Here is a 12,476-nt window from a genome sequence, read left to right on the forward strand (position 1 = left end):
AGATTCTAATCAAGACAATTATCGAACGAGTAGATCTAAGAGTGCAAAATTTCTAAAAAAGACTGAAAGTTTCTATTCCAATGGCTCTGAAAAATTTTATGCATCTCTTAAAGAAAAACTATTTGAAATTCTTGGTGGCAAAGTTTGTTCTAGTTGCGGATTTAAAGATGAAAGAGCTTTAGGCTTTAATCATGTAACTGATGGTGATGCTTTTGACAGTATTAGACGGAGTGGTTTTGCCTCGTCTTGGGGTAAGTATATTTCAGAACCTGAATTAGCAAAAAAAGATTTGAGAGTTCTCTGTTTAAACTGTAATGAAATTCGACAACCAGTAACTAAAACTGAATATAAAAAACCAAAAAATCCAAATAAAAAAAGCAGATACTTTCCTAGATGATATAATTAAAATCACCTTTGAGAATACATTAACACTTTAATTATAATAATTCATTTTTAAAACCATGGATAATGATTTCAAAGCCTTGGGGATTAGCCTTATAGTGATGGTAGGAATCACTGCATTTTATATAGCATTTTTACGTTAATTTCATCCTTTTACAATCTCTATATCTTCCCCAAAAATTTCTGTAGATAATATTTTATGTTCATTATCAATTACTGACTGAATAAAATCTGCAAATATTTCTACATGTGTTTCGTTTTTTAAAAGAACACTATGAGCTGATTTATCTTTTAATGCCACAACTACTTCGTTTTCAACTATGTTTAGAATAGCTTTGATGTATGTCTCGTTTGAATCTTTGATAAATAACAGACTCGATAACTTTTGAGCTTCATATTTTCCATCACAGCTAATTCGAATTTTCATTTATTCTCAAAAAGAAATTGGTCTATCTTGTCTTTTGCTTTTTCTCTTTTTATTTGATGGTCTGCAAGAAATTCATTTATTTTTTCGATCAAGATAGCTTTTAGTTCTCCTGTTAACATCTTTCCTGATTTATAATCATCATGGATCGACTTCAATTTGTTATCATTAGGTTCAAAAAATATTCTAAGATACTGATAGGATACATCAATATCTGGATTTCCACCATATTTTCTATGTTGTTCAATGTCTTGTTTACCTCCAGAAAATGCATGTTTGTTTATTTTTTTCTTAACCACATTTGGAGAATCTGTAGTGTAAATTGTTCCATTTTCATCTGAGGCTGACATTTTTCCTCCAGGTCCTGATAATCCTGGAATCATAATATTGTGAATTAAAGCTGGTTTTGGTTTTCCAATTTTTGGAGCAATATCACGAGTCAATCTAAAATGAGGATCTTGATCAACACCCAAAGGAATCAGTACTGGCTTGTCTTCAATAAAACAAGGTGCAGATTGTAACGATGTATAAAATATCATGCCAATATTGGTTTCATTTGTAAATCCAAACACTGCCTTTGTGTTTGAAAAATTAATTTTTTTTGCTACTTGGGCAGCAATTGGATATAATGTTTGAATGTTTTTTGTGTTGATGATTATTTTTGTATTCTTTGGATTAAATCCTAATGCAATAAAATCAAGAGCATTTTCATATGCAAATTTACTTGTCTCTTCTAATGTAAGATTCTGTTTTGAAAAGAATTTTTCATCATCTGTAAGTTGAAAATACATGTTTACTCCAAATTTGTCTTGAAGCCATTTTGAAAATACCCAAGGAACTAAATGACCAATATGCGTATGGCCTGATGGCCCCCTACCCGTATAGAGGAAAAATTTTTTACCTTTTTCATAATCATCTAAAATTCTATTAAAATCCCTATGTGAGAAAAAAATCCCCCTTCTTAACATAAAATGGTCTTCACCTGTGATTTTTTTGATCCTTTCTAGAATGTCAGATGAAATTTTTTCAGTACCGAATTTTTTGATTAATTTATCATAATCTATATCGCCTTCAACATGCCAAGGAGTTACAATAAAGTCATCAGCTGACATTCAATTTGACTTAGGTTAAGGTTTAAAAAGTCTTTTTCAGTCTCTCTGCTGTTGTCGCAAATCTTTCATGAGATTGAAAAAAAAATAATCACTTCACTTCAAAATAACCCGATACAAACTCCAGAAAAACTTGAAAAATCTACTAATCTATCACCTGATCAAATTAGAAGAGGAATAGAATGGCTTAAACTAAAAGATCTAGCTATTGTAAATGAGTCTCAAACTAGTAACATATCGCTTGGAAAAAATGGATTGGAATCTTTTCATAAAGGATTACCAGAAAGACGTTTACTTGAATTATTAAAAAATGAATCAAAAAATTTACAAGAACTCCAAAAAGAACTTGGTTCTGTTTTTGGCCCTGCAATGGGTTTGGCAAGAAAAAATAATTGGGTTGATACAGACGATGATAAAGTAATTTTAAAAAATTATTTGACAGAACTTCCAGGAGAAAAAACTTTAAAACAAATTGGAGAAAATAAAATTTCTAAAAACGAAGTTGATGTTAACGATTTATCTAATATTTTAAAAAGACCTGATTTTGTCGTGGAGGATATAATTAAAATTAAAGAAATATCCCTAACTGAAAATGCTAAATCTATAGAAATAACTCATGACTTATCCGGTGCAATTGATGTTGAATCAAAAGTACCAGGTGTATTTGTTGCTCGAACACATCCACTTAAGGATACAATAGATGAAATTCGTGAAATTTTTGTTACATTGGGTTTTACAGAGGTTATTGGTGAATTTACCCAACCCAGTTTCTGGAATTTTGATGCATTGTTTACTCCACAAGATCATCCTGCAAGAGAATTACAAGATACATTTTATCTTGATGGAATTTCTGCAAAAAAAATTGGAACTGTAGAACAAATTAGGAAAATTTCTGAATCACATAAAAAAAATTGGCGATATTATTGGGACATCAACGAAGCAAGAAAAATGGTTCTTAGAACCCATACTACATGTGTAACAATTAAACACCTTGCAGAGACAAAACCTGATGAATCTAGAATATTTTCACTTGGGCGTGTGTTTAGAAATGAAAAAGTTAGTTACAAACATCTTGTAGAATTTAATCAAATCGAAGGTGTTGTGGTAGGAAAAAATGCTACATTACGTGATTTAATGGGAATACAAAGAGAATTTTACCGACGAATTGGAATTACAAAAATAAAATTCTGGCCAACATTTTTCCCATATACTGAGCCTTCTTTACAAACAATGGTCTATAATGATAGGTTAGGAAAATGGGTGGAACTATTTGGCATGGGTATTTTTAGACCTGAAGTGACAAAGCCTCTCGGAATAACCAAACCTGTTTTAGCTTGGGGTGGAGGTATTGAAAGAATTGCTATGCTAAAGTATGGATTAGATGATGTTCGAGAGTTTTACAACAATAATCTAAGTTGGCTTAGGAGTGTAACAAAATGCCAGTAGTTGAATTATCTTATACTCGACTCCAAAAATTACTTGGAAAAATTTCTAAAAAACAAATCTCTGATAACCTTCCTTTTCTTGGTTTAGATATTGAGTCTGAAGATAATGATAAAGTCAGAATTGAATACAGTCCAAATAGACCTGATTATTCTACTGATTTGGGAATTGCACTTGGTTTACAGGGATTATTTGGAATTAAAGTTGGTGCAATAAAACTAAACATAAAAAAATCAAATGATTATGTCCTGTCTGTAAAACCATCTGTATCAAAAATCAGACCTTTTGTAACTGGCATTATTGCAAAAAATGGTAGAATTGATGATGAAATGATAAAACAACTGATGACCATGCAAGAAGATCTTCATTTTGGTATAGGGAGAAAAAGAAAAAAATCTTCCATCGGTATACATGACTTAGATAAAATATCATTTCCACTTACATACACTACTTCTAATAAAGATCACAAGTTCATTCCATTACATTCTGATAAAGAACTCTCGATATCTCAGATTCTTGAAACTACAGATATTGGAAAGGAGTATGGGTCAATCATCAAAAATTCTACTCAAGTTCCAGTCATTTTAGATTCAAAAAAACAAACTGTCTCTTTTCCACCAATCATTAATGCAGCAATAACAACAGTTACCACAAAAACAAGAAATCTTTTCGTAGAGGTTACTGGTATTAACAAAAACGATGCAGAAGATATGCTCTCAATTGTTGCAACCATACTTCAAACTGCTGGATTTTCTTTAATTTCTACAAAAATCTCTGGGGCTAAAAACACTTCACCAAAATTAGAGCCAAGAAAAATATCTGTAAATTCCATTCTAATCAATCAGATGTTAGGCACAAATCTTACAAATTCTCAAATTATTGCCTCTCTTAAAAAATCAAGATTGGATGCTATTCTCAAAGGAAAAAATATTATTTGTACCATCCCTCCATATCGTTTTGATATATTTGGTCCAATGGATTTAGTTGAAGAAGTAGCCTTAGGTTATGGAATACAAAATTTGGAGCCAATTTTATCTCCGTCTCAAACTTTGGGTCAAACAAATTCAATATCTGTAAAACTAAAATCACTTAGTCTAATTATGATAGGACTGGGATATACTGAGGTACTCAATTCAAGTTTGACAAGTAAAAAAGTTCTCTATGAAATGACTAATAGAGAACCTGTAAACATGATTTCTGTATTAGATTCAAAAAGTCAAGAACACACAATTCTACGAGACTCTATCATTCCAGAATTATTAGAAAATTTATCAAGAAACATTCATGCATCTTATCCACAAAAAATATTTGAAACAGGAAGTGTTTTTTCTAGAGGTAACCCAATCAATGAAGCAACAAGTTTTGCAGTAATTAGTGCACATCAAGATGCATCTTTTACTGAAATCAAATCTATTTTACAATCTGCTTTAAAAACTGGATTTAATTTGGAAATTGAAACAAAAACCTTTACACATCCAACTTTTGAAGAAGGAAGAACCGCATCAATTTCTGTAAATGGTAAAACCATTGGAGTAATAGGAGAAATTAATTCAAAAACAATTGAAAATTACAAAATTCGAGTTCCTGTAGTTGGATTTGAAATTTCTCTTTCAGGTTTGATATTTGATTGAATTTTTGATTTGTTGGAATTAATTATTTCTTGTTGTAATATTTCAATCGTTTGAATTATCTTTTTACTAAATTCCATACTCAATGTTATTTTTAATTTATTTAAAGAAACCACGAAAAATTATCTAGTGGTAAAATACAAACAACGGATCTTCTTCTTATGGCCAATTTTCTCAAAATTTCACCATTTTCTTTTTTAATTACAGTTTAGTTTGTTGATATTTCGTGATTTACTCAAAATTTGAGATATTCAGGTTTAATGGTTTTTAGCATAGCTCAATCTATAGTTAAACGCCCAAGAGCAGGCACACAGACGGATTAGGATGATGATGATCGTATTGATACCAATGATTTCTAATTCACCCAGGTGTGCTACAATATGGGCAACCCCGGTTAGAAAACCCAAGGAGGTTTCGGCTAAAATTACCAATGATCTTGCGCGAGTCAGAACCGGGGAACATTTACAATTTTTCAAAAACATAAAAGATCCTAAATTGGATTAAATTTGAAATTGGTTAATTATTGGTTAGCAAAACAGGAACCTTCAGGTCCTAGAGGTTATAATTTTGAAACTCTCAAAAAAGATAAGAAAACAGTTTGGGATGGTGTGCATAATAATCTAGCACTAAAACATATGCGAGAAATGAAAAAAGGGGATTTAGTTTTATTTTATCATACAGGTGATGAACGCCAGGCAGTAGGTATTATGGAAGTAGTTTCAGAACCATACCCAAATCCAAAAGAAGACAATAAACGATTCATTGTATTTGATGGTAAATATAAAAAATCATTAAAACGACCAGTCACTTTAGACGAAATGAAAAAGCAGAAAAAATTTCAAAATTGGGAACTTCTCCGCATTTCTAGATTGTCTGTAATGCCTGTTCCAAAGGATATTTGGAATACCATTTTAGATATTTCTCAAAACTAAATTCGGCACAATCGGTTTATTGATATAGTCGATTTGTTTAATGAATATATGGCAACAGCTTATGTTTTAATAAACTGTGAACTAGGTTCCGAAGAGTCTATCATACAACAACTCAAGGGTCTAGATGGTGTGAAGGAAGTTCATGGTACTTTCGGAGCATATGATATTTTGGCCAAGATTGAATCTGATACTGTTGAAAAACTCAGAGAAACAATTACCTGGAAGATTAGAAAAATTGAAAAGATTCGATCAACTCTAACCCTCATGGGTATTGAAGGCCAATCATAAACACTCTTTTTTCTTATCATGATTTTACATTTTATTTTTGTTGTAAAAGAAGAAGATCTTGAAAAGCGTAAACCAGAATTTGAATACGTAAAACAAATGGCAAATTTCTATAAAGTTTGGATTAAAAAAAATTTAACAAAGATTTTGATATACAATGCGATGAATTAATTACAAAACCAACAAGCATTCTTCAAAAATTAGATACACACACACTACTAAAAGATCATCAACAAAGAGGTAATCAAATTTACCATTTCTATCTTAGTCATTTTAAACCACTTTGGACAGATTGTACTTGTGAGGGATACCACGCTGAAAATTTTGGAATGATTTGGTGGCAACCTCTAAAAGATCATTCAGATACATTATTTCTTGCAGAAAAAAACTGCACTACAGTTTCTCATGAAATAACACATGAGCTATTACGAGCGTCAGGACATAAACGATTCATTGAAGATGTTCATGATATTTGGACTAAACATTTCTACGACCAATTAAATTTTGAACAATATGGAGCAGACTTTGAAGTTACTGAAGACAAACCCATGTTTCTTACAATCAACACATCAAGTCTTAAAATAAAATAATCTGTGACTAAGAAAAATCGTTACTTGATTTGAATTAACACTTTGTTACTGAATAAATATTGTTTTCAAAATTTGCAGTTTTAAAATCTAGTTTATTTTCTGGATCATTTGTTCTAGATTTACTTAAATTTTCAAGCTCAACTAGTGCATCCCCTCTAAATCCTACTGAAGATCCATAAATTGCATCATTTAACATGGTGCCATGCTCTCCTTTCTTAATGTCGTCTACCATATCATAAAATCTGATAGTCTCTTTTTTGTTTACTGGATTTCCAGTTGCTTTGTTGTGTGCGACTGCAATATACATCCCGTTATTTTTTACAGCTACCGGAATTTTGTGGTTTGTTCCACTTGCTCCAGGAATTGTTTCATTAACTAAAACTTCACACTTATGATACATACTTGAAACATATGCATAGAATCTATACTGAGCATATTTTCCTGCACCGTCTTCTTCGCATCCGACAAATACCTTGTGTAAAAGTTCTAAAGCCTCATCATTCATGCTTTGTAATCTGTCGTCTATCCTTCCTCTCTCTAAAAGTTCTGATTTGCATTCTTTTGCAATTAAAACTAAAATAAAATCCGGTAAATTATAATTTTTTAAAGCTGCCACAAATGCCCCTGCTTGCGACATTCCAAATTTTGGGAAACCTTTATTGACCATTTTTGCACCTCAACTTAGAAAACTTGTTACTACCTAACACTCAATTAATTAGTCGCTTTTAGTTTATAATTGTTAAGAAATTTACATGCCTATGCCAAAAATTTATGTAATTTTGAATTGCAAGTATTAAATCCCAGTTAAATTAATAAAATAATGTGGAAATAGATACAACTCCAGAATTAGTTAATCGTGTTTATGGTAAATTACGAGAAAACATTAAAAAATATCAAAAAATAGTTCAAAGACCATTAACACTTACTGAAAAAATACTTGCTGGACATTTTGAGCAGGTTACTGACAAAAATATTGATGATGGAAAAAACTATGTTTTCTTAATACCTGATAGAGTAGCATTACAAGATGTAACTGGCCAGATGGTGATGCTACAATTTATGCAAGCAGAACTTCAGAAAACAGCTCTGCCTACAACGGTACACTGTGATCATCTGATAAGAGCACAAATAGAAGGTGATGCCGATATGAAAATTGCTCTTGATGAAAATAGTGAAGTTTTCAAATTCCTACAATCTGCAGCAGCAAAATTTGGATGTGGCTTTTGGAAACCAGGTGCTGGAATAATTCATCAAGTTGTTCTTGAAAATTATGCATTTCCTGGCGGTTTAATGATTGGTACTGATTCTCATACTCCAAATGCAGGTGGTTTAGGGATGATAGCTATAGGAGTAGGTGGATTAGATGCAGCAGAAACAATGGCTGGAATGCCTTGGGAATTACTTTATCCTAAAAGAATCGGTGTAAAATTAACAGGTGCGCTAAACGGATGGACTGCTCCCAAAGATATCATACTCAAAGTAGCTGAAGAGTTGACTGTTTCAGGAGGAACAAATTCAATTGTTGAATATTTCGGACCTGGAACAAATACTATTAGCTGTACAGGAAAAGCCACTATTACCAATATGGGCGCTGAAATTGGTGCAACATGTTCTATTTTTCCATATGATCAAAGAATGGAAACATATCTAAAATCTACAAATCGTGAAAAAATTGCTGAACTGGCAAATCAAAATAAAGAATTACTTGTCGCAGATCCTGAAGTTGAATCAAACCCTGAAAAATTCTTTGATAAAATCATTGAGATTAATCTTTCAAAATTAGAGCCTCATATTGTTGGACCACACACACCTGATCTTGCAAGACCAATTTCTAATTTAGCTGATGATGTAAAGTCTAATCAATACATTGATCCAATATCTGTTGCATTAATTGGAAGCTGTACAAATTCATCTTATGAAGACATGTCAAGAGCTGCAAGTTTAGCTGAACAAGCAAAACTAAAAGGAATCAAATCAAAAATTCCTTTACTTGTAACACCTGGTTCAGAACAAATTCGAAGTACTATAGAACGAGATGGACAAATGAAATCATTAAAAGAAATTGGAGCTACCGTACTTGCAAACGCATGTGGCCCATGTATTGGTCAATGGGATAGACCAGAATTAAATGATGAAAAAAATACTATTGTAACTAGCTTTAATAGAAATTTTCCTGGTCGTAATGACGGTCATAGAAACACTCTGAATTTTATTGGTAGTCCGGAAATGATTATTGCACTTGCCTTAGGAGGAAGATTATCGTTTAATCCTCTAAAAGATGAATTAACTGCAGCAGATGGTACCAAATTCAAACTTGAACCACCAAAGCCAGCTCCTGAGATCCCAAAAAATGGATTTATTATTCCTAAAGGAATTTTTGTTGCCCCACCTGAAAATTCTAACAATCTTGAAGTGATAATTGATCCTAACAGTAAAAGACTCCAACGTTTAGAACCGTTTTCTCCATGGAATGGAAGAGATTTTGAAGATCTTCCTCTAATAGTTAAAGCAAAAGGAAAATGCACAACTGACCATATCTCACCTGCTGGTGCATGGTTGTCCCTTAGGGGTCACCTTGATAATCTCAGTGATAACATGCTTTTGGGTGCTGTTAATGCATTTAACGACGAAATCGGTAAAGGAAAAAATCTGTTGAATGATAAACTAGAATCATTTTCAAAAATTGCCAGAGAGTATAAAGAAAAAGGAATGAGGTGGGTAATTGTAGGTGATAACAATTATGGTGAAGGAAGTAGTAGAGAACATGCTGCAATGACTCCGAGATATTTGGGATGTGCAGCTGTTATAACAAAAAGCCTTGCTAGAATACATGAGACAAACTTGAAAAAACAAGGAATTCTAGCTTTGACTTTTAGTAATACTAATGATTATGATAAAATTCAAGAAGATGACAAGATTAGTCTTATTGATTTAAAGAATCTAGAACCACAAAAACCTGTAAGATGTGTAATCAAACACAAAGATGGAACCAAAGATGAAATCTCTCTTAATCATTCTTACAATCAATCTCAAATAGAATGGTTCAAAGCTGGCTCTGCACTAAATGTTTTGAGAAATAAATGATACTTTGACGTGGGGCCGACCGGAATCGAACCGGCGACCTACGGGTCACTACAGCTCCAAACTTACATCATCCGTGAGTCAGTTTAGCTTAGTTTACCTTTGGAGCCCTTAGCGGTGATCTATCGTATACACTGTCGCCCTACCAGGCTAGGCTACGACCCCACAATCAAGAATGAAATAGACTAGAATTTTAAGTTATTTTAACCAAGATTTATTTGCAATTAACCTTGATTTAGAACCGTTAAGAAAATCATGGTGAAACCAATTATTATAATTCTAGCAGCTATTCCTGCAATCATTGCAATTTTAATTGCTGTTCCATTACTTACAAAATCCGACATTCCATATTCTGCATCTAATCCAAATGATGTAGTTGAAATTGAATATACAAAATATCAATTAAAAAAAGTATCATTTGGAGTGACAGAAAGAATTGGAGCTCAAAAAACTGAAATTTTAACAATAAAAAATAATGGAGAAATGAAATACGCTGTAACTGAAGATGGTTATCCAAAACCTGATGTTAAATCAAATTTAGATGAGCAAACTCTTCGTAAATTAAAAGCATTGATTAAAGAAACTGGGTTTATTTCAATTCCAACTGAATCATTTCCTATTCGTGAAAATGTAACAGATTTTCAAAAATCAAATATCAAAATTATTCTAAATGGACGTATTAATGAAATCAATTGGCCAGAACAAAATGCAACTGATAAATTCATACCTCCGATAATTTCTATGGTAGAAACCCAACTTGATAAAATTACAGAACAAATTATTGAATAGGTACAAATAGTCTTTCAATAAAACTCAGAACATGCTTCCACTTTCTGGCGAAAGAATTACTGCAAAAGGAATCATTAAAGACAAATCTGATTCTGGTGATATTTTACGAGGAACTTCTACTTTAAAACGTGGCTTTGCCCATATGTTAAAAAATGGTGTAGTCATGGATGTTACTACTGTAGAGCAGGCTCAAATCGCAGAAGAAGCAGGAGCTGTATCTGTAATGGTTTTAGACAAATTACCATCAGATGTAAGAAAAGCAGGTGGCGTTGCTAGAACTGCAAGTATTAGAATTATTGAAGATATTATGGATTCAGTAACAATTCCGGTAATGGCAAAATGTAGAATTGGGCACGTCTATGAAGCAAAAGTTCTAGAAGAAACAGATGTTGATATGATAGATGAATCGGAAGTGTTAACACCAGCTGATGAACATCACCATATTTGGAAATGGGATTTTACAACTCCTTTTGTGAATGGTGCAAGATCTTTATCGGAAGCATTAAGAAGAATTGAAGAAGGTGCTGCAATGATTCGAACTAAAGGAGAACCTGGTACAGGAAATGTTGCTGAAGCAGTTACTCATATTAAAAAAGTAAATGATGAGTTACGAACAATAAAATCAATTTATGATTCTGGTGACAATCAGGATTTAGTTAGAATAGCAAGAGAATTCAAAGTATCTTATGATATAGTTGAAGAAACTGCAAAACTTGGACGATTACCCGTTGTTAATTTTGCAGCTGGAGGAATCGCAACACCAGCTGATGCTGCATATTTAATGTCTTTAGGATGTGATGGAATATTTGTTGGATCTGGAATTTTTAATGCAGATGATGCTCAGGAACGAGCAAGAGCAATTGTATTGGCAACAACTTTTTGGAATGAACCTGAAAAAGTAAAAGATGCACAAAAAATGATTGATGAAAGACAATCTATGTTGGGATTGGATGTGAAGACTTTGGAATTAAGAATGCAAGAGCGTGGAAGTTCAGCATGAGTATTACTGTAGGTATTTTAGCTATTCAGGGAGATGTTCAAGAAAATATTCTATCTACTGAAACAGCTCTAAAAGAATTAGGAGTAGAAGGTAAAGTTGTCAGTGTAAAGACAACTGAAGATATCTCTAAACTTGATGGTTTGATTATTCCTGGTGGTGAAAGTACTACAATAGGACAACTATCACTTGTAAATAGTTCTCTAAAATTAATGAAAGAAAAAATTGAAAAAGGAATGCCTGTCTTTGGAATATGTGCAGGCATGATCATGCTTTCAAAAACAGCTGATGATAGAGTTGTTGGAAAAACAGATCAACCTCTCTTAGATTTATTGGACATTAAACTGGAAAGAAACTCGTTTGGACGTCAAAAAGAGTCATTTGAAGCAAATATTTCTATGAATCCTATTGATATTCCAAAATTCAAAGGTGTTTTTATTAGAGCTCCATCTGTTTCTGATGTTGGCCCTGGGGTTGATGTTTTAGCAAAATTTAATGAAAAAATAATTGCTGTCAAAAAAGACAATATGTTAGGTGTGTCATTTCATCCTGAATTAACCAAAGATGTCTCATTACACAAATATTTTATAAATTTGATTAAAAAATCAAAAAACTAACCAACTGTGATGAGTTATACGTAATACTTTTTAATAATGATTTAAAATTTTTTTAAATGAAGACAAATTTTCTTTTTGCGAGTATTTTAATGGCCATTTTGATTAGTGGTGTATCTGGATTATTTATCATCGATAACGCATTTGCTCAAAATCTAAATGATGATGATTCTGATAATACT

At 32.2% G+C, this 12,476-nt stretch carries 12 protein-coding genes, 1 tRNA gene and 1 pseudogene; 10 read left to right on the forward strand and 4 right to left on the reverse strand.

The window, feature by feature from the left end; genetic code table 11:
* Positions 1-397, forward strand: a pseudogene (locus BG20_RS04250) (CxxC-x17-CxxC domain-containing protein); the annotation flags it as partial.
* A 150-nt stretch (positions 398-547) separates the two neighbouring features.
* On the opposite strand, the gene BG20_RS04255 reads toward BG20_RS04250, so the two are convergent.
* Positions 548-829 (reverse strand): hypothetical protein, encoded by a 282-nt coding sequence (locus tag BG20_RS04255; RefSeq protein WP_010191330.1) that lies wholly within the window; start codon positions 827-829, stop codon positions 548-550.
* Positions 826-1,938, reverse strand: a complete 1,113-nt coding sequence (locus BG20_RS04260) for a tryptophan--tRNA ligase (protein ID WP_010191332.1) — start codon at positions 1,936-1,938, stop codon at positions 826-828. The genes BG20_RS04255 and BG20_RS04260 overlap by 4 nt, the downstream gene beginning before the upstream one ends.
* Before the next feature lie 51 nt (positions 1,939-1,989).
* On the opposite strand from BG20_RS04260, the gene pheS reads away from it, so the two are divergent.
* The 5 genes from pheS (at position 1,990) to BG20_RS13155 (ending at position 6,813) form a co-directional block, all read left to right on the forward strand.
* On the forward strand, positions 1,990-3,381 hold the full coding sequence (pheS, locus tag BG20_RS04265; RefSeq protein WP_010191334.1) for a phenylalanine--tRNA ligase subunit alpha: 1,392 nt from the start codon (positions 1,990-1,992) through the stop codon (positions 3,379-3,381).
* On the forward strand, positions 3,372-5,009 hold the full coding sequence (pheT, locus tag BG20_RS04270) for a phenylalanine--tRNA ligase subunit beta (RefSeq protein WP_010191336.1): 1,638 nt from the start codon (positions 3,372-3,374) through the stop codon (positions 5,007-5,009). Before pheS ends, pheT begins: the two co-directional genes overlap by 10 nt.
* Before the next feature lie 509 nt (positions 5,010-5,518).
* Positions 5,519-5,938 carry an EVE domain-containing protein gene (locus tag BG20_RS04280; protein WP_010191338.1) on the forward strand — a complete coding sequence of 140 codons (420 nt, stop codon included), beginning with the start codon at positions 5,519-5,521 and terminating at the stop codon, positions 5,936-5,938.
* Positions 5,939-5,986: 48 nt separating this feature from the next.
* Entirely contained in the window at positions 5,987-6,226 is a 240-nt protein-coding gene (locus BG20_RS04285) for an Lrp/AsnC ligand binding domain-containing protein (protein WP_007402952.1), read from the forward strand.
* A 326-nt stretch (positions 6,227-6,552) separates the two neighbouring features.
* The gene (locus BG20_RS13155) at positions 6,553-6,813 is read left to right on the forward strand and encodes a hypothetical protein (RefSeq protein WP_010191343.1); all 261 of its coding nucleotides are present in this window, start codon (positions 6,553-6,555) and stop codon (positions 6,811-6,813) included.
* A 34-nt stretch (positions 6,814-6,847) separates the two neighbouring features.
* Here BG20_RS13155 and BG20_RS04295 read toward each other — a convergent pair whose 3' ends face one another.
* Positions 6,848-7,480, reverse strand: coding sequence for a hypothetical protein (locus BG20_RS04295; protein ID WP_007402950.1), 633 nt, complete (start codon positions 7,478-7,480; stop codon positions 6,848-6,850).
* Between the two features lie 155 nt (positions 7,481-7,635).
* Between BG20_RS04295 and BG20_RS04300 the strand changes: the two genes are divergently transcribed.
* The gene (locus tag BG20_RS04300) at positions 7,636-9,897 is read left to right on the forward strand and encodes an aconitate hydratase (RefSeq protein ID WP_010191344.1); all 2,262 of its coding nucleotides are present in this window, start codon (positions 7,636-7,638) and stop codon (positions 9,895-9,897) included.
* A 10-nt stretch (positions 9,898-9,907) separates the two neighbouring features.
* On the opposite strand, the gene BG20_RS04305 is transcribed toward BG20_RS04300, so the two are convergent.
* Positions 9,908-10,059, reverse strand: a tRNA-Trp gene (locus BG20_RS04305).
* A gap of 90 nt (positions 10,060-10,149) precedes the next feature.
* Between BG20_RS04305 and BG20_RS04310 the strand changes: the two genes are divergently transcribed.
* The 3 genes from BG20_RS04310 to pdxT are packed head-to-tail and all read left to right on the forward strand — an operon-like array spanning position 10,150 to position 12,297.
* Positions 10,150-10,683: a hypothetical protein gene (locus BG20_RS04310; protein ID WP_010191345.1), complete on the forward strand. Its 534-nt coding sequence runs from the start codon at positions 10,150-10,152 to the stop codon at positions 10,681-10,683.
* A 31-nt stretch (positions 10,684-10,714) separates the two neighbouring features.
* On the forward strand, positions 10,715-11,683 hold the full coding sequence (gene pdxS, locus BG20_RS04315) for a pyridoxal 5'-phosphate synthase lyase subunit PdxS (RefSeq protein ID WP_010191346.1): 969 nt from the start codon (positions 10,715-10,717) through the stop codon (positions 11,681-11,683).
* Positions 11,680-12,297 carry a pyridoxal 5'-phosphate synthase glutaminase subunit PdxT gene (gene pdxT, locus BG20_RS04320; RefSeq protein WP_010191347.1) on the forward strand — a complete coding sequence of 206 codons (618 nt, stop codon included), beginning with the start codon at positions 11,680-11,682 and terminating at the stop codon, positions 12,295-12,297. Before pdxS ends, pdxT begins: the two co-directional genes overlap by 4 nt.
* Positions 12,298-12,476: the final 179 nt, after the last annotated feature.

Source organism: Candidatus Nitrosarchaeum limnium BG20, from assembly GCF_000241145.1.
In the GTDB taxonomy this organism is placed as follows: domain Archaea; phylum Thermoproteota; class Nitrososphaeria; order Nitrososphaerales; family Nitrosopumilaceae; genus Nitrosarchaeum; species Nitrosarchaeum limnae.